Here is a 24,642-nt window from a genome sequence, read left to right as displayed (position 1 = left end):
CATTTCTGAAAAGAGGAGCCCTCGTGGTTCTCCTGCTATTTGCCGGCTTGTTGGTCGCGGTTGTCGTCGCTGGCCGTGGCACTTTTGGTACCGTCGAAGACCGTGGGAGTCCCGCAGGCAATGCTCGCAGCCCGGAGAGCCTGCGCGAGGGAGAGCGAACGCAGGCCGCGGCCGCCAGAGCTGTTGGTCGCGAAGATGGACGGCAAATTCTTTTTGGTGATTTGCACGTGCATACCACCTTTTCTGCCGATGCCTTCACCTTCAGCCTGCCGATGGTGGGGGGCGAGGGCGGGCATCCGCCGTCGGACGCCTGCGATTTTGCCAGGCATTGCGCCGCTCTGGATTTCTTCTCGATCAATGACCATGCAGGGAATCTTTCGGAACGTCGTTGGGTGGAGACGGTCGAGGCCATTCGGCAATGCAATGCTGTCTCCGGAGCGTCGGATGATCTGGTCGCCTTTTTGGGTTGGGAATGGACGCAGGCCGGGCCGACTCGTGAGACCCATTTCGGGCACAAGAATGTCATCTTGCGTGATACCGAAGACGGCCACATCCCGACGCGTCCGATCGCAGCGACCAAGAATGCGGGAGAGAATGTCGGCGAACTCGGCCTACTGCCGCGTGGCGCTGCGGCCCTGCTGATGGGGGGGCGCTTCCATGACTGGGCGGCCTATCTGACCGAGACCGAGGCCATTCGGGATTGTCCGACCGGCGTGTCGGTGCGTGATTTGCCCACCGATTGCCGTGAGGCGGTCGCGACGCCCGCCGAGCTTTTCGAAAAACTCGATGATTGGGGCTATCCGTCGCTCGTAATCCCGCATGGAACCAGCTGGGGCGCTTACACTCCGGCGGGTGCGAGTTGGGACAAGCAGCTGGTCGACGGCAACCATGATCCGGCACGGCAGACCCTGATCGAGGTCTATTCCGGCCATGGCGACTCGGAGGTCTACCGAGATTGGCGTGCGGTTGATCTCGGGCCGGATGGCACGGTGATTTGTCCGAGCCCGCGACCCAACTATCTCCCGTCCTGCTGGCGGGCCGGCCAGATCATTGAAGCGCGCTGCCTGAACGAAGGCACGGACGCGACCATTTGTGAGGAGCGCGCCGCGCTGGCACGGGCGCGACATCTCGAAGGCGGCATGGCGGGTCATCTGGTCGTTCCCGGGGTCCTTCCGGAAGATTGGTTGGATGCGGGCCAATGCCAGGATTGTCGTGAACCGAGCTTCAATTACCGACCCGCAAGTTCCGCACAATATATTCTCGCACTAGGGGATTTCTCCGAGCCTGGTCCGCCGGCTCGATTTCGGATGGGATTGATGGCGTCGAGCGATAATCATTTCGCGCGATCGGGATCCGGCTACAAGGAAGTGGCACGGCGGGGGATGACGGAGTCAATGGCTTCGGGGCCTGTGGATGAAAGCCTCGGTGTCCTCAGCTCGGTCATCTTGCCGCCCCCGAGTGAGCCGCTGCCCAATTCGATCCCCTTTGCCGAAGCGATCGAGACCGCCTCGGGGTTTCAGCGTTTCGAAGCCGAACGGGCCAGCTCATTTCTGATCACCGGCGGTTTGATTGCCGTGCATGCCGAGGGTCGGGACCGCGATGCCGTATGGGACGGCATGCAGCGGCGAGAAGTGTACGGCACCAGCGGACCACGCATTCTTCTTTGGTTCGATTGGCTGGAGGCCGACGGTCGAAGATTGCCGATGGGCAGTGAGGGGTTGTCCTCTCGGAATCCGCGATTTGAGGTTCGTGCGGTCGGCTCTCTGGTGCAGAAGCCTGGCTGTCCCGAGGAGTCCTTGAGCTCTCTCGGCGCCGCGGACGTGGCACGCCTCTGCAAGGGCGAGTGTTATTATCCCACGGATGAGCGGCGACCGCTGAGTCGCATCGAGGTCGTGCGGATTCGCCCGCAAATCAAGGCCGGCGAGCCGATCGGCGAATTGATCGAAGATCCTTGGCGCGTTTTTCCCTGCTCGGGCGATCGAGCGGGTTGCATGGCGACTTTTGAAGACCCGGAGTTTCGTGAAAGCGGTCGGGAAGCAGTGTATTACGTGCGGGCGTTCGAGGAACCGATGCCCGGTATCAATGCGGACAATCTTCGTTGCGAGCGGGATGAGGCGGGGGCCTGCATCCATGTGTCCACATGTCCGCAAAGCACAGGTGATGAGTGCCTGGCTCCCCACGAGCCTCGCGCATGGTCGTCGCCGATCTTTATTTCCCAGCCGTAGCGCTGGCGGCACGCCTTTCGAGGCGGGAGGCCTCGCTGGCAAAGCGGTTGGCGATAAAGGAGCTGAACAAGCGCGGAAAGAGTTTGTCGAACCGCGCCATCATATACCATCGACGCGGCAGGATGATGATCTCATCATTGGCGGCGACACGGTCCAGGGCTTCGCGAGCAAAGGCATCGGCGTCCATCGGCTTGGTCTTCGCCAGTTGTTCGGCATCAGGCTCTGCGTCGGCCCAGCCCATGCTGCGTCCGAATGTGCCGCCCTTGTTCAGAATCTCGGTCTGAATCACGCCGGGACAAAAGGCGCTGACCTGCACGCCGGCCTGTGCGGACTCGGCGCGGAGTGAGCGGGAGAGTCCGACGACAGCATGTTTGGTTGTGGCGTAAGCTGTCAGCCCGGGGCAGGGGATCTGGCCCGCCATCGAGGCGGTGTTGATGATATGGCCGAAGCCCTGCTCGCGTAGAATGGGCAAGACAGCATGAACGCCATAGACGACGCCGAGAATATTGACGTCGATCGTATAGCGCCAGTCCTCGAGGCTATGATCTTGTACCGGGCCACCGATGCCGATGCCGGCGTTGTTGAAGAAGTAATCGATTCGTCCGTGCCGAGCCTTGGTGCCTTCCACGACGCTGGCAAATTGATCGGCGTCCCGCACGTCGAGGGCGACGGCCTCGGCCTTGGCGCCCAGGGAGGTTGCCAATGTCTGCGCCGCCTCCAATTGGCGGTCGGCGAGAATGACAGAGGCACCGCGGCGAACCAGATCCTTGGCGATGGCCGCACCGATTCCGGAGGCGCCTCCTGTGATCAGGGCGACCGCATCCTTGTAGGTGCGAATTTTCTGGTTCGAATCGTTACTCATGGGATTTACCTTCCTATGTGGCAAGGGTTTCTGCAATATCAGGGCTGGCGGGCAACCAGGCCGCGAAGCAGGACGTCGGTCAGGAGGTTGGCGGCCTCGTCGGGGGTCCCGTCGATCATGTCGACGATATCGGGTTTGGTGAATTCGCGCCCGAAGCCTCCGAGAATATGAGCAACCGCAGCCGTGTCCACGGGGCGGATCTGGGTCTCGGATACGGCGCGATCCAGAAGTTTTTGCACCACTGAGATTACATAATTTTCGTGTGAATCTGCCAGTCGGCGAGAGCCGCTGACCGTTGCGAAGTCCCTCGACAACGTAAAGGTTTGTCGTTGTACGGCTGCGTTGGCGCCCTCGAGGTAAGCGCGCAGAAGCTCCAGGGGGGAAAGCGTCGGATCCAGCTTCTCGATGGCCTTGCGCCCGATGCGGCGGAGCCGGCGGTCCACCGCAATCAGCAAGAGTTCGTCACGTGTCGGGGCGATGCCATAAAGCGTCCGCAACGAGCAATTCATGCGGGCGGCGATCTCCGCCATGGTTTGGGAGGCAAACCCATCCTCGGCGCCGGCGGTCTCCAGTTCGTCGAGAATCTCCTTCTGTCGATCTGTCAGGCGATGCTCGGCCTCGGCATCGAGGAGAGGTTGCGGGGCCCGGACCCCGGGGAATCGGGGGCTCGACTGGGTGGCCTTCTCGCTCACCCGAGCAGGCTCGCGGGGATGTCGACGACCCGGGCGCGCAGCCACTCTCCCAAACTCTTGGCTTGGGGGTCCTGTCGCGTCGACGCGGCGACGCCTTCTTCAAGAAACCCGTGCAGGACGAAGTTGAGGGACCGGATGGCGGGTAGCCGATGTCGGTCGATCGCCAGGTCCCGGGATTCGGGCAAAAGCTCCTTGAGCTTGTCGATGGTCAGGAGGTTGTCGAGGAAGGTCCAGGCTTCATCGCTGCGCGCGAAGATGCCCAGATTGGCGTTGCCCCCCTTGTCCCCGGAGCGCGCGCCGAACAACGTTCCCAGCGGCAGGGATTGGGTGTCCCCGGCAGGAGGCGTGGCTGCCGGCTCTGCCGGCGCGGTGATCTTCACGTCTCGGCGGGGAATGACCGAAGAAACTTCTGTGGTCTGACCGCCGATGCCGAGGAAGGTGACCTTTTGCGGCACTGTCGCCGCCGGAACCCGTGCCGTCTCGAGCACGCCATAGGGGCGTCCGGGGCCGACTCCGCCACCCATTGTGAAAAAGCCCGGGATCGAGGCCAGAGCCAATTCGATCATGGCGTTGGAGAATGCACGACCGACCTTCTTTTCATCGGGATCCTTCACGCTGCAACGCCAGATGGCGACACCTTGCTCGTTGGAGTCGGGGTCAGTTTTGTCGTTGCGCAAAAGGCGCGTCTTGAGGAAGGCGTAGTCTTCGCGGTTGTACGGATTCGCCGACCAGAACGCCTCTTCGATCAAGGCGGCCTTTTTTTCGATGTCCATGCCGGTGAGGCATATATTGACGTCGGCCCGGAAGCCGCCGGCTTTGTTGATGCAGACCTTGAGGGTTTCCGGCGGTGCCTCTCCCCGGACGCCGTGCATCCGCACGCGGTCGGGTCCGGCCTGCTCCAATTGGACCGTATCGAAACGTGTCGTGACGTCAGGGCCCAGGTACGAGGGTGCGCCGATCTCGTACAGGAGTTGTGAGGTTACCGTGCCGACGTTCACTTCGCCGCCGGTGCCATCGTGTTTCCCGATCACCGAGGAGCCGTCAGCGGCAACTTCGGCCCACGGGAAGCCGGGATGGATGAGATTCGGGATCTCGTGGAAAAAGGAGTAGTTGCCTCCGGTCGCCTGCGTGGAGCACTCAATCACGTGGCCTGCAGCGACGGCGCCCGCGAGCGGATCATAGTCGTCTCGCGCCCAGCCGTGGTGCCATGCGGCAGGACCGCAGACGATCGCGGCGTCAGTGGCGCGACCTGTGATCACGATATCGGCGCCTTGTTCGAGGGCCTCGACGATCCCCCAGCAGCCGATATAGGCGTTGGCGGTCATATAGGCTGTGGCGTCCGTGATGGCTTCGTCGGTTTCGAAATTCAACAAATCGCCCCGGGCGATTCTATCCGCCGCAGTGGGGAGCAGGTCGTCGCCCGAAACGTAGGCGATTTTAGGATGAACGCCGAGTTTCTGGGCTGCCGCAGCAACGGCATCTGCACATCCATCCGGGTCGAGCCCGCCGGCGTTGGAGACCACTTTGATCCCCTTGTCCATGCAAGTCCCCATGACTTGTTCCATCTGTTTGACGAAGGTTTGTGCGTAGCCGCCACTGGGCCGTTTGGCGCGTTTGCGTGCGAGGATCAACATGGTCAACTCGGCGAGCCAGTCTCCGGTGAGGACATCGATCGGCCCGCCTTCGACCATCTCTCTGGCCGCGGAGAGGCGATCGCCGAAGAATCCGGAGCAGTTCGCAATGCGAATCGGGTCAGCCATTATTCATTTCCTTCGGGGTCATCGACGACCAGCAGGAGAGCGCCATTCTCGACCTGATCCCCAGTTGCGACACGAAGCTCGGTCACCTTGCCATCTTGAGGGGCTTGAATCGGGTGCTCCATCTTCATGGCTTCGAGCAGCAGCAGTGTATCGCCCGCTTGCACGGTATCGCCTTCGCTGACGCGAACCTCGATGACCTTGCCCGGCATCGGTGCCGTAAGACCGCCGACCGATGCTTCCGTCCCCGGGAGCACAAAGCGGGGCAGGACCACGAACTCGATATCTCCGCCCGGAATGCTGACGAGGATCTTGGCGTCTTGCGTGGAGATTTCGGATTCCGCTCGGATCCCGCCAACTTCAAGGTCGATGGCATATTCGGAACGGCCATAGATGGTTGCCGTCTGATCTTCATCAAGGCGGAACGTTCCATCTCGTTGCGATTGGTAGCGCACCGTGATCTCTGCCTCGCCGTGCTGCAGGACCAACTTTTCGGGTGGCATCACGGCATTACGCCAGCCGCTGGGCGCCATGCCCAGCGCGCCGGCATTGCGCCGATTCTCTCCTTGCAGCCAGAGTGTTGCCGCCACCGCCGCCTGGCGGAGTTCTGCGGCGGAATGAGGCCGGCTGCGATCCGGCTTGACCCGCTGGATGAAGTCGGTGGTCGTGTCCCCATCGAGAAACTCGGGTCGACGCAGGGTGGTCGCCAGGAAATCGCGATTGGTCGTGACGCCGCCGATATGCAGGTTTTCCAGAGCCAGCGCCAGTCGTCCGGCCGCCTCCCGACGAGTCGGGGCATGCGCGATGACTTTGGCCAGCATCGGATCGAAGTCGGTTCCCACGACGGAACCCTCGGCGACCCCGGTGTCCCAGCGGACATCCGGAAAGCCATACTCGAAGGCAAATAAAGTGCCCGTCGCCGGCAGGAAATCGTTGGCGGGGTCTTCGGCGTAGAGCCGAGCCTCAATGGCGGAGCCCTCGAAGGTGATCGCCTCCTGATCGTACCCGAGCTCTTCACCGGCGGCGATGCGGAGCTGTTCTCGCACCAGATCAATTCCGGTCACACATTCGGTGACCGGATGTTCGACCTGAAGGCGGGTATTTACTTCGAGAAAGAAAAACTCGCCGCTCTGGTCGTCGAATAGAAATTCGCAGGTGCCGGCGGACTCATATCCGAGGACGCTGGCCAGCGAGAGTGCCGCCTCGCCCATGCGGGCGCGCAGCTCTTCGTCGATCCGCGGGGAAGGGGATTCTTCGATGATTTTCTGATGACGTCGCTGGATGGAGCATTCTCGTTCACCGAGGTGAACGGCATTGCCGTGGGCGTCGCCGAGAATCTGAATTTCGATATGGCGCGCTCGGGGGACATAACGCTCGAGGAAGACGCGATCATCGCCGAACCCGCTCTTGGCTTCGCGTTGTGCGGCTTCGAGCGATTCCTCAAGCTTGTCCGGGCTCTCCACGACGCGCATGCCCTTGCCCCCACCTCCGGCGGCCGCCTTGACCAGCAGCGGGTAGCCCACTGTATCGGCGGCGGCTGCATCGGCGTCGTCAGATCCGGGCAGCACCGGCACGCCGGCATCCTGCGCGAGTTGCCGAGCCTCGATCTTGTCGCCCATGCGAGTGATGGCCTCGGGGGAGGGGCCGACCCATGCCAGCCCAGCTGCCTTCACCTTGGTGGCGAAGCCGGCATTCTCGGAGAGGAAACCATATCCGGGATGGATGGCTCCGGCCCCGGTCAGTTCCGCTGCCTTCAGAATCTCGTCGGCGTCGAGATAAGTGCCGGGAAGCCGGACGGCGACGTCGGCCTGGTGCACATGCAAGGCGTCGGCATCGGCGTCCGTATAAACGGCTACGCTCCGAATGCCCATATCGCTGGCACTGCGCATGATTCGACAGGCGATTTCGCCGCGGTTCGCGATGAGGAGAGTGGAGAAGCTCATAGCCGGTAAACTCCGTAGCCTTCGGCGCCCTCGATGGGGCGGTTACGTACAATGGAAAGACACATGCCCAAGACGGTACGCGTGTCGCGGGGATCGATGATTCCGTCGTCGGTGATAGCGCTGCTGGCGCTGAGTGCGAGCTCGTTGCGTCGCTCGCTGCGGATAACCGCCTCGACAAGTTGTCGATCCATCTCTTCGTCGAATTCAATTCCTTTGCGCAGGGCCTGATTGCGGCGGACGATCGACATCACGCCCGCCAACTGCTCGGGGCCCATCACGCCGATTTTCGCCGACGGCCAGAGGAATGTGAACCGGTTGTTGAAAGCACGCCCGCTCATGGCATAGGTGCCGGCCCCGTAGGAGTTCCCGACGACGACCATCAAATGCGGCACGGTCGAGTTGGTGACCGCGTTGATCATCTGGGAGCCCTTTTTGACGATCCCGGATTCCTCGAAGTCCCGTCCGACCATGAATCCGGTAATATTCTGGAGGAAGAGGATGGGCAGGTCGATCTGATTGCAGAGCTGCACAAAGTGCGCGCCCTTTTGTGCTGAGTCGGGATAGATCACGCCGTTATTGCCAAGTATGCCCACCGGGAACCCCTGGATGGAGGCAAATCCGCAAACCATGGTGGAGCCCCAGCGGGGCTTGAATTCCTCGAAGCGTGATCCATCGACAACCCGCGCGATGACATCGCGAATGTCCAGCGGTCGCTTGAGGTCCTTATGCACGATCCCGAGCAGTTCTTCCGGGTCGTAGATCGGCTCATCGGCTTGCATGGTTGGTTCGGGTCCGGGTTTGGACCAGTTCAGATGGGACATGATTTCGCGACACAGCCGCAGGGCATCGGATTCGTCTTCGGCGAAATAATCGCCGAGGCCCGAGACCTCGGCATGCATCTGGGCGCCACCGAGTGTCTCGTCGTCGGATTCTTCTCCGGTGGCCATTTTGACCAAAGGTGGACCGGCCAGAAAGATCTTGGATTGCTCCTTGATGACCACATTATAGTCGGACATGCCGGGCTGGTAGGCGCCGCCGGCGGTCGAGGATCCGAAAACGACGCACACGGTCGGGATGCGCATTTTGGAGAGTTCGATGGTCTCGTAGAAGGTCCGTCCGGTCTGGGCAAAATGGTCGGTACGTGCGGGACGGCTCTTTTTCTTGCCATCTTTTCCGCCCCCGCCTTCGCCGCCGCGCCGCAGGTCGGCGCCCGCTGATTCAACGAAGCTGACGTAGGGGATGCCGTTGTCACGGGCGATCTCGAGCGCGCGTTCCCATTTCTTGAAGACATAAGGTGTCAGGGCGCCGCCAAGCACGGTGGGGTCGTTGGCGAAAATCACGCACTCGACGCCGGCAATCACGCCGATCCCGAGAACCGCTCCGCCGCCGACGGGGTAGTCGGAGCCGTAGCCGGCCAGAGAACTGATCTCGAGAAAGGGGCTGTCGGGATCGAGAGCCAGCGCGATCCGCTCCCGAACAGGCAACTTTCCGCGTTTGGCGAGACGCTCGAAGGCGGCCTCGCCGCCCCCTTTGGCACCTTCGGCAAGCATCTTGGCAATCTCGTCGATCCGCTCGAGCATCGCCTCGCGGTTTTCTGCGAACTCCGCGGATCGGGTATTGAGATTGGAGCGAAGCGGTGAGGCCAGCAGTTTGGGCCGGGATTGGTTGGTCGTCTCTTCTTGCATTGGCATTTTCCTGATTTGCGTTGTTCTCAGAGAGTCGAAGTGACTCCTGTTTGCATTGACACGGGGTTAGCACCTTCGGTAATCAAATCCAATCCAAATTACCGCTGACTTACCCCAGCAGAGAGAAAATCGGAGAAAATCATCAGCAAGATACGAGTAGAGACGAGCCGTCGGGTGATGAAGATCACTCTGGCGGATTCCGAGAACCGTAATGCCCTCGGCGGCGAGTTGTTGACGCAGTTTGACGAGGCCCTCGACTCGGCCAATGCCGATCCGGCCATCCGTGCGGTCGTGGTGACCAATGAGGGGAATACGTTCTGCGCGGGTGCAAACTTGAAGGAAAGAGCAGGCGCGGCAGCTCCGAGTCGTCCTTCGATTTCCTTTGATGCTCTGCTCGAGAAAATCCAGACCTCGGCCACGCCGGTGATCGGTCAGATCGATGGCCATGTGGTCGGTGGCGGCAACGGCCTCGCCGCCGCGTTCGATATCTCGGTGGCGCGCGAGGATGTGAAGTTCGGATTTACCGAGGTGCGCCTCGGGGTGGTGCCCGCGATTATCTCGGTGGTTTGTTTGCCCAAGATGAACCGTGGCAACGCGATGGATGCTTTTCTGCGGGGTAACCGCTTTTCGGCAACTCGAGCTGCTGCGATGGGATTGATCAATTACGCGGTCCCCGGGGATCAATTGGAAAGCGCTGTCGACGAGATTGTCAGCGATATCGCCAAGGGTGGCCCGAACGCGGTTTCGGTCGCCAAGCAACTCGTGAATGAGGTACCGGCAATGGACCAGAAAGATGCCTTCGCAAAGATGGCCAAACTGTCGGCCGAACTGTTCAGCGGCGATGAGGCCAAAGGCGGTATGCGAGCATTTTTGAAAAAAGAAAAGGCCCCATGGGCCTCGGAGGATAGCTGAGTGGGAAAACCTACGCTGAAGACGGAGTTCTGTGAACGCGTCGGTATCGAGTATCCACTAATTTTGGCAGGGATGGGGCCTGTTGCCGGGACGGGCGATCCGGTCGCGACAGCGCCTCTTTGTGCGGCCGTGTCCAATGCAGGTGGCTTGGGAATGATCGGAGGTGTGGCGTACTCGCCCGACCAACTCCGAGCCGAAATTCGCAAGGTGCGCTCCCTCACCGACAAGCCCTTCGGCGTCGATCTCCTGCTGGCTCCGAATTTCCTTTGGGAGCGCCCCGAGGGTGAGATCCCTCAGGCTGTATTTGCCCCTCAGGATGAGAAATTTCCCGAAGGGTATCTCGAGGGTGTCGCCCGAATTGCGGAGGAGTTGGGTATCTCGGTGGAGAAAGCTCCACCGGTGGATAACGCCATGGGCACATGGATTCCTCCGGGCAAAAGTTGGGCTGGTTGCCAGATGGAGGTTGTTCTCGAGGAGAAGGTGCCGGTATTTGCCTCCGGTCTCGGCTCGCCGGAGCCCTTTGCCGAGGCATTGCACGCGAATGGCACGACGATTCTTTCGCTGGTCGGTAATGTGCGCGGCGCGAGACGCGTCGCTGCGGGCGGTGCCGATTACGTCGTGGCGCAGGGCACCGAGGCGGGTGGCCATACCGGGCGGATGGGAACCCTCGCGCTGCTCCCCCAAGTCATGGACGCGGTCGCGCCGACGCCGGTGATCGCGGCCGGCGGGATCGCCAGCGGTCGAACCCTGGCCGGGGTGCTGGCTATGGGCGCCGAGGCTGCCTGGTGCGGGACTGCATTCCTGGTCTCCGACGAAGCCAATCAACCAGATCTGCAAAAGCAGAGGATCCTCGAAGCTGCGGCAGAGGATACGGCCGTAACGCGTCTCTATTCCGGCAAGACCATGCGCAATATCACCAACCCCTTTATCGAGGCTTGGGAGCGTTCGGGTCTGCAGGCATTGCCGATGGGCCAGCAGGCCTCGCTGATTGCCGACCTCGAGTATTCCATTCGTCTGGCTGGTCGAGAAGATCTGCTGATGAACGCGGCGGGGCAGGCGTCCGGAATGTTGACCCGACAGAGACCGGCAGGTGAGATCTTCGCCGACATCATCGCGGAAGCGGTGGACGTGCTGGCGACGCGCAACCCGAGCCGCCTCCGGGCGGCGGTCTGAGGGCAAAGGATTCTTTATGTTGCAGGAAAGTGTGGATTTTCGCGCCGAGGCAGACACTCTTTACGAGTTTCTGACCACGTTGAACGCCGAGGACTGGGAGAGGCCAACCGGATTTCTCGGCTGGACCCCCTGGGACGTGGTGGCTCACCTTCATTATTTCGATCTGGTCTCCAACCTCTCGCTGGGTGGGGAGGAAGCCTTCATTCCCAAGCGCAACGCCCTGATCGAGTTGCTCAAGCAGCGCAAAACCAATCAGGAGATCGCGCGCGACGAGTTGGGGGATCTTTCGCCACCGGAACTTCTGGCGATATGGCGGGCGACCTACCAGAAGCTCACGGATGACCTGTCGGCATCGGACCCCAAGCGCCGCCTGCCCTGGTTTGGTCCGGATATGGGTGTGCGGATGTTTACGACAGCCCGCTATATGGAAACCTGGTCTCATTCGCAGGAGATCTACGATCTCCTCAACGTCTCACGGACTTACGATGATCGAATTCAAAATATTGTCGCGATCGGGGTGAAGACGTTTGGGTGGACCTTCATCAATCGTCGGGAGGAAGTCCCGGGCCCGATGCCTTATGTGCATCTCGAAGCCCCGTCGGGAGCGATCTGGGAATATGGCGACCCGAGTGAGACGGAGTCGATTCGGGGCACGGCAGTGGACTTCTGTCATGTCGTGACGCAAGGACGTAATATTGCCGATGTCTCGCTGGTCGTCACCGGCCCGATTGCCACGCGGTGGATGTCGATTGCTCAATGTTTTGCGGGCGGGGCGGTCAATCCCCCCAAGCCTGGCACACGTGGTCCCGCGCAGGCGGGGGAGGCTAGCTGAATGGATCTCGAATTCGGAGAAAAGTACGAAGATTTTCGCCATGAAGTACGCTCGTTTCTCGAGCAGCACAAGCCGGACTTCAACAACAATGCCGGTCTCAGTCAGAGCCGTCGAGGGCCGCTGATCGACTGGCTGACCAAGCAGCTCGACCATGGCTATTGGGGCCGCACGATTCCTTCCGAATATGGTGGTTTTGGGGCCGAGCCTGATTTGCTCGAGACGGTCATCATGGATGAGGAGTTTAACCGGGCGAAAGTGACGCGTGGATTCCCTGCACAGGGGCCCTCGATGCTCGTGCCGACCTTGTTGGAGTACGGGACGGAAGAGCAGAAAAAAGCGTGGATCGGGCGCACGATGCGGGGCGAAACCCTCTGGTGTCAGGGATATTCCGAGCCGGGGGCGGGGAGCGATCTTGCCAGCCTGCAGACGGCGGCCACGGAAGACGGCGATGATTTCGTCATCAATGGTCAGAAAATCTGGACGAGCACCGCGGACCGGGCCGATATGTGCTTCCTGCTGGTGCGCACCGAGCCGGATGCCCCCAAGCACAAGGGAATCAGCTATGTGCTCGTGCCGATGGATACCGCGGGCATCGAAGTCCAACCGCTGCGGACGATGTCGGGCAACCTCGGCGAGAATAGTTTCAATCAGGTGTTTTTCACCGATGTTCGAGTGCCGAAGACCAATGTCGTCGCTGGCCGAGGCCTCGGATGGACGGTTGCCAATACGACGCTCAAGCACGAGCGAAACAGCCTGAACGCAAACCCGGAAGGCACATTGCTCAAGGTGCGCGACTTGATGCAGCGCGAGACCATCAATGGTGTCGCAGCGATCGAAAGCCCGATCTACCGGGATCGCCTCATGAAGCTGCAGGCGCGGGCGCTGACGATGAAGACCCATGGGATGCGGATGTTGACCTGCAGCCTGAAGGGCGAGTCTCCCGGCGTGGCGGGCCTCGTCTCGAAATTGCAGAACTGTCAGATCAATTTCGACATGGCGACATTGGCTCTCGATGTTCTCGGGGAACTCGGCGTTCTGTACGAGCACACGAAATACGAACGGGCGCGCGCCTACTGGCAAACGCATTCGATGTTCTCACTCGGGTTGATCATCGGCGGGGGCACGGCTCAGATTCAGAAAAATATCATCTCGGAGCGAGGGCTCGGCATGCCTCGCGAACCCAAGCCGGCGCAGGGGAAATAGTCATGGATTTTGGATTATCAGAGGACCAGAAGCTTCTGGAGCAAACCGCACGCGGGTTTCTCGCCGACAAGGTTTCCATCGATCGTATCCGTGAATTACGCGCGGCCGAGGTTTGGAATGATCGGGGTATCTGGAAGGAACTCGGGGCACTCGGTCTGACCGGGATCCTCGTCCCGGAGGAACATGGCGGCAGCGGTCTGCCCTTGCTCGAAGCCGCATTGGTGGCGCAGTCCATGGGCTTTGCGGCGGCACCAACGCCCTACCTGACGTCGGCGATCATGGCCCCGGTGGCGTTGCGCGCGGTCGGCGGCGACGCGGTGGGTCCCTGGTTGTCGGGTCTGGCGGCCGGAGAATTGCAGTTTGGCATTGCGGTGACGGAGCTATGGTCGGTTCGTGAGGAGGCTGGTGTCACGCTTGCCGGCGGGAAACTCTCGGGGAAATCGATGATGGCCTGGGACGCGATGGGCGCTGATTTTATTTTGGTGGCGGTGTCAGAGGAGACGCTTGCGGTGGTGCGAGCGGATGCCCCGGGGGTTGGCCGGGAGCGGTTGCTGACAATCGACGCGACTAGGTGCAGTGCCGAGTTGGTGTTTGCCGACGTTGTGCCGGAGGCGGTTTTCGAAGGGGCCGGCCCGGCGATCGCCCGGATGATGCAAGCGGGGCGAATCGCCCTGGCCGCCGACTCGCTGGGTGCTTGCGAAGCGATGGTGGGGCAAGCGGTCGCCTACGCGATGGAGCGCAAGCAGTTCAACCGGGTGATCGGATCCTTTCAGGCGGTGAAGCATATGTGCGCCGAGATGATCGCGGAGCTGGAACCGACACGATCGCTTCTGTGGTATGCGGCGCATAGTTTCGACACCCTTCCGAGCGAAGCGCCACTGATGTCGCTGCATGTCCTCGCGCATACCTCGGAGATCGGACACGAGATTGCGAGCGTATCGACGCAGGTTCATGGAGGTACAGGCTGGACGGACGAACAGAACCTGCACTTCTGGTTCAAGCGCCTTGGCGTGGCCCGACATCAACTGGGCGGGCCGGAGTTCCTGCGCGAGCAGGCGGCTCGGGCGCAAGGTCTTGCCGCCTGAGGGAGCGGCCGTCGCCTCGAGGCGACGTTTGCGCGGGAGAATGGGTCGATGAAGATTGGAATTCTGGGCGGAACTGGCGACGCCGGGCAAGGCATTGGATTAAGGCTCGGGATGGCGGGGCATGAGGTTTGCCTGGGCTCCCGCGACCCCGCTCGGGCAGCGGAAGTGGCGACCAGTCTTGGCCAATCGGGCATTCAGGGTGGGTCGAATGCGGACGCTTCCGGTTTCGGACCGGTTGTTGTCGTCGCGCTTCCATGGGAGTCGGCTCATGGCGTCGTTGCTGCGAACGAAGAAGCACTCGCGGGACGTATTGTCGTTTCGATGATCAACGCTCTGGCTTTCGTGGACGGTCAACCCGAGCCGATCATCCCCCCATCGGGGTCGTTGGCTCTGGGGCTGCAGGCCCAGTTACATCGAAGCTCTGTGGTGGCAGCCTTTCATCATCTGCCCGCCCGCTTGCTGATGAAACGATCGGCGACCCTGGATCTGGATGTTCTTGTGTGTGCGGATGATGCAGCGGCTCTGGCAGAGGTCCGTGTTCTTACGGATTCGATCACCGGGTTGCGGGCCGTACATGCAGGGGGCTTGGTCAACGCGTCGGCCATCGAAGCTCTGACGCCGGTCTTGATTGGCATCAATATGCGCGAGCGAAAGCGCACAGGCCTGCGCATTCAGGGGCTGTGATTCAACCCGCCTGCAGCGGCGTTGTTTCGAACTCCATGAACTTGCCGCCTCGGGCCTGACCGAGGCGTGATACCAGCGCGTGCCCCAACCCGGTGGAAGGCGTGAGCACGCCGGCGCGGTGCGACGCCCCGCTGTGGTCATCGAGGGCGAGACAGAGGCCGAGCTCGGCCAGCATCTTGGAGGTTGCGCCATAGCCGGGGTCGCCTTGGCCAGAAATTCGCGTGCGGGTGGACTTCGCGTTGGCGGTGGCGGTCACCTCGATCTCGAAACCTCCATCGCGTAGCAGCCACGAGGGCGGACCTTCCCCGGAGCTTGGTTTGAAGTTGATCGGTTCGCCCAGGAAATAGCCGAACCCGCGACTAGCCCACATTCCCGCTACCCGCATCCACATCCCTGCGGCTGCGCACTCGCTGTAAGACGTATGCTTGTGCTCGCCGCGGAGCATGAGGCTGCGCCGCACGACTCTGGCGTTGATCGGCGCCATGAAGAATGTGGAAACGACGCCGTAGGTCGAATCGAAACCCCACTGAAAGTCTGCGGCCATGCCATCGGCAGTCCCGGGGGTTCCGGTCTCGGCACCTGTGGTTCCGGGTGCCAGAAGATAGGGATCTGCTTCCATCGCGTCGCTGTAATTGCCCGATTTTTTCGCTCGCGCCGTCGCCTTCCCTGAGTTCAAGGTGCCACCGGAAAACGACCCGGTGTAGCGGGTATAGACGCCGCGGAGCTGCACCTTCTGGTCAGAATCACCCGGCAGAGCCTCTGCCGCGACAAACGCACCGAGGTCGGAAGGAATCGAATCGACACCGCCGCCCAGAATCACTTTCGCTCCGGACTGCTCTGCGAGGTCGTGAAAAGCCTGAACCATTTCGGCTTGCCAGAAGCCTTCTCCGGCAAGGTCGGAGTAATGGACGCCCGCTCGAGCACACGCGCCCAACAGAGCTGCGCCGTTGTAGAGGGAGTAGGGGCCCGCGCAATTGAGGACCACGGCCGTCCGCGCGACCATCGCGGATACGGCGTCGGCATCCTCGAGGTCCACGCAGAGAGTCTCGGGCCGCCCCCCGAGCCTGGCCGACAACTCGGCGAGCTTGCTCTTCGTGCGGCCCGCGATGGCCCAGCGCTTGCCGCGCAGTTCAGGGTGGGTGTCGAGGTAGGTGGCGACCAACTGGCCGGTGAACCCGGTCGCTCCATAGACGATCAAGATCAATGGTTGGGGTTGGCTGGATGTTGCGGGCGTCTCGTCCTGAGAAGTCATCGTTTTCCAGAATAGCTGGATGACATCCTGCGTCAAAGCGTTCGCGGTTATTCGATGCCGCGATGCGTTAGCAGTGAAGGTGTTCGCGGGGTCCATCGCCACAGGCGTCCAGCGTTTCAGCCACGCGCAGTCTCGTGGTACGTGGGCAACAAACCTTCAGGGGGCGCATATGAATTTGAGTGGTCGTCGGTCGAATCTGCAGTTCGTCAAGTATGTAATTTTTGCGGTAATTTTTCATGTCGCAAGCGGCTTGGGTCTCGCACAGGCACAGGAAGACGCCGCCGGAGCCCTGCAGGCAGGGTCGGCCGCCGAGGCCGCAGCGCCACCCGAGCGCACGTTGCAGGATCCGCTTCCGGAGCCTGCCTATGAGCCGGCGATCACCAGCACGATCGATGATACAAGCACCGCAGACGCCATGGGCGAACAAGAGGCCGAGACCCTTCTTGCCGACGGCGAAGCCAAGAAAATGTCGAGGGGCGAGCAGCGCAGGATTGAAGAGATCGTTGTATCCGCGCGTCGCCGTACCGAGCTTCTCGAGGACACGCCGGTTGCGGTGACCGCGCTCTCGGCTGATGACCTCATCGATGCCAACGTGACCAACTTGCTCGAGATCGGAGAACTCGTTCCCAACCTTCAGGCAATCTACACGGGTGCGGGTGCGGCCTTCGTGATTCGCGGGATCGGCTCTTTCCCGGCGCCTTATTTTGACCAGGGGGTCGGCCTGTATGTGGATGGCGTCTATCTGCCGCGACAGCAGGGCAATATCACCGAGATGGTCGATGTCACTCAGATCGAGGTTCTGCGGGGTCCACAGGGCACCTTGTTCGGGAAAAACAGCGCTGGTGGCGCAATCCGGATCACCACGGCCAAGCCGGACTCCGAGCTCGGCGGCTCCTTGCGGTTGCGCTATACGACCAACAACAACGTACAGACCCGCGCGATGTTGAATGTGCCGATCAATTTCGGCGACTTTCAGGACCGCCTGGCGGTGCGCGCAAACTTTGCCTCCACCAATCAGGGTGGCTTTGTCAAAAATATCTACAACGACCAGTGGCTGGGCAATCAGGACAATCTGGGCTTCCTCGGCAGCTTGCGCTTCCTGATCACCGATGACCTGGTGCTGGATGTTTCGGGTCTGTGGAACCAGACCCATAGCCGAGGCCTCGGCTCCCGCTGCATGTATATTCAACCTTCGCAGTTCGAGGCGATTATGGATTTGCCAGCCGCCCTGGGCGGGCCGCCGGAAGGAACCTACAATCAGGCGAAGTACAAAGAGGCTTGCGAGGAGGCGCTTCGTTACAAGGTCAACATGGACGCGCCGAATTTCTACAAGCAGCAATCGTCCATGGTCTGGGGTTCTCTGACCTGGGATATCGGCGATCTGGCGGTTTTCGAAGATCTGCAGACACAGTTCCTGACGTCGGGCCGCCGGTACAACGAGTATCGCAATTTCGACGCCGACGGGACGCAATACGATATTCTTGTAGCCTCTTCGACCGGCGACAACCCTTATGGGGGTTCCCCCGGGGACGGTTGGTCCATCACCGAGGAGATACAGTTGACGGGTGCCGCGCTCGATGGACGCATCAGTTTTGTTACCGGCGTCTTTGGCTCGATGGAGTCCGTTTATGACAATACTCTTCTCGAGGTTCTCCCCAATACGCTTGCCGACGTGAACGGCGGGATTACCGATGGGGAGTTCAAGACGAAGAACTGGGACTTCTCGATCTTTGGTCAGGCGGATGCCGCTTTGAACGATTGGCTGAATCTAACCGCTGGCATTCGTTTCGGGCGGACCAAGAAATCGGTCAACCGTCTGCGGATCCAGCCGGTTGAGGGCGCTTACCCGGGGCCGGTTGCTTGCCAGCCGGGTACGGGACCCGGCAACGTCAACGATTTGGGCCAGGAGGTAACCTGCGTTCCTCTGCTGGCAGGACCGGGTGAAGATCCCTACGAGAACAACCGGTTTCCGAGCTCCGGCGAATGCCGAGAGGGAACCGGTCCGATCCCGGAGTATGACGCCGAAGGAAATGTCGTCGAGTACCGCGAGGGCGATGTGATGTGTGATCCTGAGCCCTGGAATGGGACAAGGTACTTCACCAACTGGTCGCCGATGATCTCCTTGCAGGCCACGATGCCCGAAGATCTGCTTTTGGATACGCCGATCGACCATTTGATGGGTTATTTTCAGTTCGCTCGGGGCTACAAGACCGGCGGTTTCAATGGAGGGGCCCTGGATAATGATCCCCGCAATCGAGATTATTTCGATTCCGAGACCGCCGATGCCTTCGAGATCGGCTTGAAGACGGTCTGGCTCGATCGGATGTTGACCGCCAACCTGACCGGCTTTGTGACCATGTATCAGGACCTGCAGCTGCCGACGTCCGAAACGCTTTTTCCGGAAGATGGCTGCCTCCCGACAGACGACCGTCTCGACGAGTGCCTGACCGTCTCGGCGTCCTTTACCCGAAACGTGCCCAAGGCAAATATCCGCGGGATCGAGTTCGACTTCTCGTTCCAACCGCGCGAGTTCATTCAGCTCAGTGGCAACCTCGGCTTGCAGGATGCCCGCATCGGCGAGTGGCGCACGGCCGAGAATCCTCTCACCGGTTTGCCGGAGAACGTCTCGGGACGGAAGTTCTCCTACGTCCCGTCGATCAACTCCTACCTCGCATTGACGACACCTTTTCCGGTCGAATTTCCCATGGAGTTCTTCTCGGGCCTGATGTTGCCGCGAGTGGATTGGTCCTACCAAAGCGATGTTCAGTGGCACAGTCCCAATTTGAACAACGGGGCCACGCCGAATGCGGCGCTGCAAGAGGCCTATAGCAACGTGAACCTGCGTCTGACCTACCTGTTCAATGATGGCCAGACTTCGGTCGCACTCTTCGGCGAGAACATGGTCAATGTGAAACCGATTACCGGTGTGCTGAACAATTCGCAGCGGGTTCTGGGAACGGTCCTGAATTACTACGGTCAGGGTCGAGCCTTCGGTTTCGAAATTACCCACGAGTTCTGATCCACGAGTTCCGACCACGAGTTCTGACGGGCGAGTTCTGCGGGACGAGCCGGTCTCCTCGGGCTCCGGACTCGCAAGATTGCTGGCATCCGGCCCGGTCACCCCATGGGTGGCCGGGCCGTTTTATCAGGCCGGGTTCTCGGAGCCGGATGTCGCGGGGCGACCGGCTTGTGGGGCCGCGTGCGGATCGTCGCTGATTTCTTCAAGCTCCAGGCCGCGCGTCTCGGGAAGCAGGAAGAGCGCGAGGCCGGCAATGATGGCAAAACAGCTGACGATGCTCTCCACGGCGGGTAGCGAGTACCCCATGCTTTGGCCCCAACTGATCGACCATAAGCCAAGTGCTGCGCCAACCGTTCCCGTCAGGGTCATCCATCCCGCCGCCGTGCTGCGTTGGCTTGTGGGAAAGGACTCGGTGACAATCGCCCGCAGCATGACGTTGGCGGCAACGCTGCCAAACGAAAGGATGATCCAGAAGATCGCGAGCTTATCGCTCGAGACGTGAAAAAAATTGATCGCACCGAGCGGCAGCATGCACATCACGACCATGCCGACGGGGCGCCTGCCGAACCGGTCACCCAGGCGTCCGGCCGCGACGTTGGCCCAAAGCGGGATCAGTCCGCCGACCAGGATCAGCGCCGAGTATTCCCATGGCTCCCAGCCATGCTCTTCCAGAATGAAATAGGGAACAAATTGCATCACGGCCAACTCGGAGGCGGCATAGATAAAGCAGGCCAGAGTCACCCCGAGCATGCGTTGCGGATAGGTTGTGAAGAGATCCCGAATGGGTTGGGCCCAGCCGAGAAGGTTGCTGGTGGGGCCTTCCAGCTCGTCACGCTGTTGCTGGATCTCGGCGAAGCGCTTGGTTTCCGGAACGTTGCGCAAGAAAAGCGGCAGGAAGAGCAGAGGCGCGGCTCCCACCAGATAGAGCGCTCGCCAGCCACCTGGGAGGACTTCGATCTGGCTGAAAAGGATCGCCGAGAGTCCGTAGCCAAGAGCGCCCAGTGCACCGAAGATTCCCATGCCCCAGCCGCGATGCTTGGCGGGGAATTCCTCGGAAATAATCACGATTGCGGTGGCAGAGAATGTGATGAACGAGACCCGAGCCAGCATTTGCAGGAGGGCGAAGACGAGGATCGTCGGGCTGAACGCGCTGGCCAAAGTGGCCAGACTCAGCCCGAGAAGAGAGGCCAGAAACACCTTGCGGCGCCCGAAGCGGTCGGCAAAAGGCAACAAGGCGAACGCCGGCAGCCCACCGAGCCGGATCAGCCCGGTCCAAAGGCCGAGGGTTTCTTCGGAGATTTCGAGATCAGCGGCAATGAAGCTGAGCGCCGAGGTGAGCAAGGAGAGGTCATAGGCCTCAAAGAAGACGGCCAGACCGACAGTTCCCAGAAGGGTGAGGGACTTGGCGTCAACGTCGGGGATGGCCCCGAGAAAAAAAGGAATCCACCAGGGCCTGCGCGTTCGCGTTGGCGGGACGGGGTCGGTGGGGTCCTCCGGTACATCAGACATCTTGCACCGAGGTTAGCGGGGGGATGGGAGGGCCTGCAACTTCAAACGGGCGCACGGTCGCGCAGGACGGTCATCCAGTCATTGTTCGGGCTGGGCTGGCCCCAGATCTGCTCGGTGCGATCCACGGTAGCGCTCTCCGCGTAGTGATAGACCATCGCGGCGCGGACCTCGCCAGCCTCGTGGTCTGTCGAGCGGTGCATGAGGTGTCCGTGGAAGACCAGCAAATCGCCAGGTTGCATCAGGACACGCTCGGCGCCGTCCATTTCGTGGTCCACGATCTCGACGTAACCAAAGGGGGCATCGGGTCGCGGGTCGGTAATGGCGTCATGCACTGCTTCGGTCTGCGATCCCGGCAGCACCCAAAGCGGGCTGTTTTCCGCCCCGGCCTCGGTGATCGCCAACCAGGCTCCGACCTGAAGATCGCGACCAAAGGGGAAGTAGAAGGCGTCCTGATGCCACGGTTGCCCCAGTGCCCCGGGCTGTTTGAAAATGAATTGTGAGAGAAAACAGTCGACATCCGGCCCGAGAAGGTCGGCCATGATGGCCAGAAGCGCGGGGTCTGTCGCGCCGGCATGGAAGGTCGGGTCGTCTCGGTGCAGGCGAAAGATCTTGGAGGCCCGTTCTTCTCCGAGCCGTCCTGGCTGGTCGAGGCGCGTTTCACGCAGGACGTAGGCCGGAGCGATCGATTCTCCGGCGACTTCCGCCCGGGCCAGTTCCACGGCGCGATCCCAGAGTTTCCGGCAGGTCGGGCCCGAGGCAAAGCCACGTCGCACGAAGAAACCGTTTTCTTCCCAATCGTTCTTCTCCGTTGGGGTGAGGCTGGTGGCGATGGGTCTGGTCACGATTTCGTCTCCGCTCTTTTCTTTTCTTCTCTTCTCTTCGCGATTCCCGGGTCTTCTCTATTCTTGTCGCGGATCCGGGCTCCGTTCCTCGGGATTGGAATATGAGTGGCCGGCTCTTGACGCTGGGGCAGGTGCCGGAGACACTGCGGGAGAAAGGAACTCTGGAAATGCCCTATCATCATTTGGCGTTCGCTTCCCATAATACTGAAGCCACGGACTGTTTTTACCGCGAGGCGATGGGATTTACGCTCAGCAAGGTCGAAGTGGGCCCCACGCCTACGGGGGGATGGTCCAAGCATTTTTTCTACGATACCGGGGACGGTTCGATGATTGCGTTTTGGGAAATTCACGACGAACACATTCCCTCGCCGCCCACCACGGCGATCTCGACGGGGCTCGGTTTGCCGGAATGGGTGAATCACGTGGCCTTCGATGCACCGACTCGTGAGGATCTCGACGAACATCGCAGCCGACTGAACCGCAACGGCTACGACGTGCTCGAAGTCGACCACGGGTGGTGCATCTCAATCTATATGCAGGACCCCAATGGCATCATGGTCGAATTTTGCCATTCCACTCGTGAATTCACCGCCGAGGAAGTCGCCGAAGCAGCCGTCTTGCTGCGTGCCACAGAGCCACCCGCATCCTCGCCGCCACCGTCGGTTCGCGGCTTTGCCGGCGAGGGCCAACCTCTGCATTTGCGCAGCGCCTAGCCCCGGCGGCCTTGCGGCCCGTAGCTCCGCCACGACCGTCCGCCACGCCCCTCTTCTTGCGACCAGGCCGCGGGTATCGAATGCTTTCGGAGCGATCGGACTTAGAGACGGCGCGCAGCGTGGAACCCGTCGCCGATGGCGCCTTCGAGATAGTCGACACCTGTGGCATCGCCGAGGACCTGTATCTCGGGAGCTATTCCGTCGAGCATCCGAGCTAACTCGGGGGCGGGCTCAAGGCCCGAGGCGATGATCACCGCATCCGCAGGCGTCGTTTCTTCGCCGACGGTCCCGTCCGGATTTTTCTGCGTGTAAAAGACCGAATGGGCATCGATGCCGGTGGCCTCGGCCTCTCGGCAAACCTCGACGCCGAGTTCTTCGAGTTCGTGCAGGACGCGAAAGCGGCGCGGGTGGGCCATCTCCAACGCCGGGATTGCTTCTGACGCCAGGATTTTGACCCGTCGACCTCGCTCCGCAAGAAACTCGGCAATCTCGCAGCCCACCAAGCCGCCGCCAAGGACGACCACGTTCTTGCCGATCGGCATATAGGCGTAGGAGGCTTTTCGAATGCGGGCGGGGTCGGTGGTGAGTCCGGTCGCGCGGCCGATCCGGACCGCGAGCCGTCCGGTGCGCGAGATCTTCTTGTCAGCACCTGCATCCTCGCCACCGGTCAGGAGGCTGCGCAAATCGTCTCCGTCGAGCACGTGGTCCTGATCCACGCCCGGGATCTTCGGTCGCGATTTGGAGGCTCCGTGGCAAAGCAGCAGGACGTCGGGTTTCAGATCTCGAACAAGAGCGGCATCGACGGCTGTGTCGAGGCGAATTTCGACCTCGAGGAGCTGGAGCTGGTTTTCGTACCAGCGCAGGAGCCGCTCATTCGGTTCGTAGACGACCGCGCCAAACCGCAACGCGCCGCCGAGCTGCGAGCTTTTCTCGCAAAGGGTCACGCGATGCCCGCGGCTGGTGGCAATCCGCGCGGCTTCCATGCCGGCGGGCCCACCTCCGGCAATCAGAATATGCTTGCGGTCCTCGGGCCCCACGGTGTCGAGGTCGGCGAATTCCGTTTCGTGCGCCGTTACCGGGTTCACCGCGCAACGCACGGAGCGATCGAAGAAAGCCTGAGCCACGCATACGTAGCAATAGACACAGGGCCGAATCTCCGCGGCCTTGCCGTCACGTAATTTTCTCGGAAGTTCGGGATCCGCGAGCAATTTGCGCCCCATGGAGACCATGTCGAACACGCCCTTGGCGATCAGGGATTCGGCCTCGTCCGGTTCAATGCGGCCCACCGCGATCACCGGTACGGGAACCAGCGCGCGGATATCCTTGGCGAAATCGACATAGGCCGACGGCGCATGGGGGAGGGGGCCGTCGGTGAAGCCCGGAGCCGAGGTGGCGTCGGCGTAGGCGGTCATATGAATGGCATCGGCACCGGCGGCGACGGCCAGCTTTGCGGTCTGCTTCGCTTCCTCGAAGGTGATCCCGTCGGGTGTCCGGAATTCGCAGGCATCCAGCCGCACCAGTACCGGGAAATCCTCTCCGGCGCGCGCCTTGATCGCCCGGATGACCTCGCAAAGAAGACGGGCACGGTTTTCCTGCGAGCCGCCGTATTCGTCGTCGCGCCGATTCCAGCAGCGTGAAAGAAACTCCGAGAGCAGATAGCCATGCGCGCCATGGACTTCGACGGCATCGAATCCGGCACGCCGGCTGCGCTCGGCGGCAGAGGCGAATTTGTCGATCACCCAGGCGATATCCTCATGGTCCGCTGCACGGATTTTTCCACCTCCGCCGGAGGCCTCGATCATCAGGGTGATCTCTTCGTGAGAGAGGTCGTTCCCCATGGTCATGCTGCCATGCCATTTTGGCTTTGATGGCATGAGGATGTCGCGGCCCTCCTTGGCGTCCAGCCGAGATACCTTGCCGTGATGCACCAATTGCAAGGCGATCTTGCTGCCGTGTCCATGCACTCGACGCGCCAGCTCCGTCAGGCCGGGCAAATATTCATCCGAGGAGGATGCGATCTGCCGGCGGGCGTTGGCCCCCATCGGATATGCGCAAGCGCTGACCTCGGTGATGATCAGGCCGGCGCCGCCCCGGGCGCGTTCTTCGTAGTAGCGAATCGCGGGCTCGCGGAGGTGCCCATCCTCGTCGAGGATTTCCACTCCCATCGGCGCCATGGCGATTCGGTTGGGAACGGTCATGGCCCCGATCGAAAGGGGCGTAAAGAGGTGCGACGGCATCCGATGAGTTCTCCGAT

The 24,642-nt window shown here is 61.3% G+C and carries 18 protein-coding genes; 9 read left to right on the top strand and 9 right to left on the bottom strand.

Going from position 1 to position 24,642, the window contains the following annotated elements:
• Positions 1–23: 23 nt before the first annotated feature.
• A complete protein-coding gene (locus tag P8K07_10655) occupies positions 24–2,225 on the top strand; it encodes a DUF3604 domain-containing protein (protein MDG1958977.1) in 2,202 nt (733 codons plus the stop codon).
• On the opposite strand, the gene P8K07_10650 is transcribed toward P8K07_10655, so the two are convergent.
• The 5 genes from P8K07_10650 to P8K07_10630 are packed head-to-tail and all read right to left on the bottom strand — an operon-like array spanning position 2,209 to position 9,164.
• On the bottom strand, positions 2,209–3,087 hold the full coding sequence (locus P8K07_10650) for an SDR family NAD(P)-dependent oxidoreductase (protein ID MDG1958976.1): 879 nt from the start codon (positions 3,085–3,087) through the stop codon (positions 2,209–2,211). The two genes, P8K07_10655 and P8K07_10650, sit on opposite strands and share 17 nt — an antisense overlap.
• Positions 3,088–3,125: 38 nt before the next feature.
• Entirely contained in the window at positions 3,126–3,779 is a 654-nt protein-coding gene (locus P8K07_10645) for a TetR/AcrR family transcriptional regulator (GenBank protein ID MDG1958975.1), read from the bottom strand.
• Complete coding sequence (locus P8K07_10640) at positions 3,776–5,539, bottom strand: DUF1446 domain-containing protein (protein ID MDG1958974.1); 1,764 nt, start codon at positions 5,537–5,539, stop codon at positions 3,776–3,778. The genes P8K07_10645 and P8K07_10640 overlap by 4 nt, the downstream gene beginning before the upstream one ends.
• Entirely contained in the window at positions 5,539–7,479 is a 1,941-nt protein-coding gene (locus P8K07_10635) for a biotin carboxylase N-terminal domain-containing protein (protein ID MDG1958973.1), read from the bottom strand. The genes P8K07_10640 and P8K07_10635 overlap by 1 nt, the downstream gene beginning before the upstream one ends.
• Positions 7,476–9,164, bottom strand: coding sequence for a carboxyl transferase domain-containing protein (locus P8K07_10630; protein MDG1958972.1), 1,689 nt, complete (start codon positions 9,162–9,164; stop codon positions 7,476–7,478). Before P8K07_10630 ends, P8K07_10635 begins: the two co-directional genes overlap by 4 nt.
• 174 nt (positions 9,165–9,338) lie before the next feature.
• On the opposite strand from P8K07_10630, the gene P8K07_10625 reads away from it, so the two are divergent.
• Genes P8K07_10625 through npdG form a run of 6 tightly spaced genes read left to right on the top strand, consistent with a single transcriptional unit; the run spans position 9,339 to position 15,053 of the window.
• Positions 9,339–10,076: an enoyl-CoA hydratase-related protein gene (locus P8K07_10625; protein ID MDG1958971.1), complete on the top strand. Its 738-nt coding sequence runs from the start codon at positions 9,339–9,341 to the stop codon at positions 10,074–10,076.
• Entirely contained in the window at positions 10,077–11,249 is a 1,173-nt protein-coding gene (locus P8K07_10620; protein ID MDG1958970.1) for a nitronate monooxygenase, read from the top strand.
• Positions 11,250–11,265: 16 nt separating this feature from the next.
• Positions 11,266–12,081, top strand: coding sequence for a TIGR03084 family metal-binding protein (locus tag P8K07_10615; GenBank protein ID MDG1958969.1), 816 nt, complete (start codon positions 11,266–11,268; stop codon positions 12,079–12,081).
• Complete coding sequence (locus tag P8K07_10610) at positions 12,082–13,284, top strand: acyl-CoA dehydrogenase family protein (GenBank protein ID MDG1958968.1); 1,203 nt, start codon at positions 12,082–12,084, stop codon at positions 13,282–13,284.
• 2 nt (positions 13,285–13,286) lie between these two features.
• Positions 13,287–14,369 carry an acyl-CoA/acyl-ACP dehydrogenase gene (locus P8K07_10605; GenBank protein MDG1958967.1) on the top strand — a complete coding sequence of 361 codons (1,083 nt, stop codon included), beginning with the start codon at positions 13,287–13,289 and terminating at the stop codon, positions 14,367–14,369.
• Between the two features lie 48 nt (positions 14,370–14,417).
• Positions 14,418–15,053 carry an NADPH-dependent F420 reductase gene (npdG, locus tag P8K07_10600; protein MDG1958966.1) on the top strand — a complete coding sequence of 212 codons (636 nt, stop codon included), beginning with the start codon at positions 14,418–14,420 and terminating at the stop codon, positions 15,051–15,053.
• 1 nt (position 15,054) lies between these two features.
• On the opposite strand, the gene P8K07_10595 is transcribed toward npdG, so the two are convergent.
• Positions 15,055–16,305, bottom strand: a complete 1,251-nt coding sequence (locus P8K07_10595; protein ID MDG1958965.1) for a saccharopine dehydrogenase NADP-binding domain-containing protein — start codon at positions 16,303–16,305, stop codon at positions 15,055–15,057.
• Between the two features lie 169 nt (positions 16,306–16,474).
• Between P8K07_10595 and P8K07_10590 the strand changes: the two genes are divergently transcribed.
• A complete protein-coding gene (locus tag P8K07_10590) occupies positions 16,475–19,324 on the top strand; it encodes a TonB-dependent receptor (protein ID MDG1958964.1) in 2,850 nt (949 codons plus the stop codon).
• 126 nt (positions 19,325–19,450) lie between these two features.
• Here P8K07_10590 and P8K07_10585 read toward each other — a convergent pair whose 3' ends face one another.
• Positions 19,451–20,833: an MFS transporter gene (locus P8K07_10585; GenBank protein ID MDG1958963.1), complete on the bottom strand. Its 1,383-nt coding sequence runs from the start codon at positions 20,831–20,833 to the stop codon at positions 19,451–19,453.
• A gap of 41 nt (positions 20,834–20,874) precedes the next feature.
• On the bottom strand, positions 20,875–21,675 hold the full coding sequence (locus P8K07_10580) for a phytanoyl-CoA dioxygenase family protein (GenBank protein MDG1958962.1): 801 nt from the start codon (positions 21,673–21,675) through the stop codon (positions 20,875–20,877).
• A gap of 101 nt (positions 21,676–21,776) precedes the next feature.
• Here P8K07_10580 and P8K07_10575 point away from each other — a divergent pair, with 101 nt between their 5' ends.
• The gene (locus P8K07_10575; GenBank protein ID MDG1958961.1) at positions 21,777–22,388 is read left to right on the top strand and encodes a VOC family protein; all 612 of its coding nucleotides are present in this window, start codon (positions 21,777–21,779) and stop codon (positions 22,386–22,388) included.
• Between the two features lie 101 nt (positions 22,389–22,489).
• On the opposite strand, the gene P8K07_10570 is transcribed toward P8K07_10575, so the two are convergent.
• Entirely contained in the window at positions 22,490–24,625 is a 2,136-nt protein-coding gene (locus P8K07_10570) for an FAD-dependent oxidoreductase (GenBank protein MDG1958960.1), read from the bottom strand.
• Positions 24,626–24,642 lie beyond the last annotated feature (17 nt).

The sequence above is a fragment of the Candidatus Binatia bacterium genome (assembly GCA_029248525.1).
Classification (GTDB): Bacteria; Desulfobacterota; Binatia; order UBA12015; family UBA12015; genus UBA12015.
The sequence above is the reverse complement of the archived record's forward strand: the minus strand, read 5'-3'. Positions and strand labels throughout refer to the sequence as shown.

Coding starts and splice junctions, on each gene's coding strand:
- P8K07_10650 (MDG1958976.1), bottom strand. CDS start 3,087: ATGAGTAACGATTCGAACCAGAAAATTCGCACCTACAAGGATGCGGTC.
- P8K07_10640 (MDG1958974.1), bottom strand. CDS start 5,539: ATGGCTGACCCGATTCGCATTGCGAACTGCTCCGGATTCTTCGGCGAT.
- P8K07_10635 (MDG1958973.1), bottom strand. CDS start 7,479: ATGAGCTTCTCCACTCTCCTCATCGCGAACCGCGGCGAAATCGCCTGT.
- P8K07_10630 (MDG1958972.1), bottom strand. CDS start 9,164: ATGCAAGAAGAGACGACCAACCAATCCCGGCCCAAACTGCTGGCCTCA.
- P8K07_10615 (MDG1958969.1), top strand. CDS start 11,266: ATGTTGCAGGAAAGTGTGGATTTTCGCGCCGAGGCAGACACTCTTTAC.
- P8K07_10610 (MDG1958968.1), top strand. CDS start 12,082: ATGGATCTCGAATTCGGAGAAAAGTACGAAGATTTTCGCCATGAAGTA.
- P8K07_10605 (MDG1958967.1), top strand. CDS start 13,287: ATGGATTTTGGATTATCAGAGGACCAGAAGCTTCTGGAGCAAACCGCA.
- npdG (MDG1958966.1), top strand. CDS start 14,418: ATGAAGATTGGAATTCTGGGCGGAACTGGCGACGCCGGGCAAGGCATT.
- P8K07_10595 (MDG1958965.1), bottom strand. CDS start 16,305: ATGACTTCTCAGGACGAGACGCCCGCAACATCCAGCCAACCCCAACCA.
- P8K07_10590 (MDG1958964.1), top strand. CDS start 16,475: ATGAATTTGAGTGGTCGTCGGTCGAATCTGCAGTTCGTCAAGTATGTA.
- P8K07_10585 (MDG1958963.1), bottom strand. CDS start 20,833: ATGTCTGATGTACCGGAGGACCCCACCGACCCCGTCCCGCCAACGCGA.
- P8K07_10575 (MDG1958961.1), top strand. CDS start 21,777: ATGAGTGGCCGGCTCTTGACGCTGGGGCAGGTGCCGGAGACACTGCGG.
- P8K07_10570 (MDG1958960.1), bottom strand. CDS start 24,625: ATGCCGTCGCACCTCTTTACGCCCCTTTCGATCGGGGCCATGACCGTT.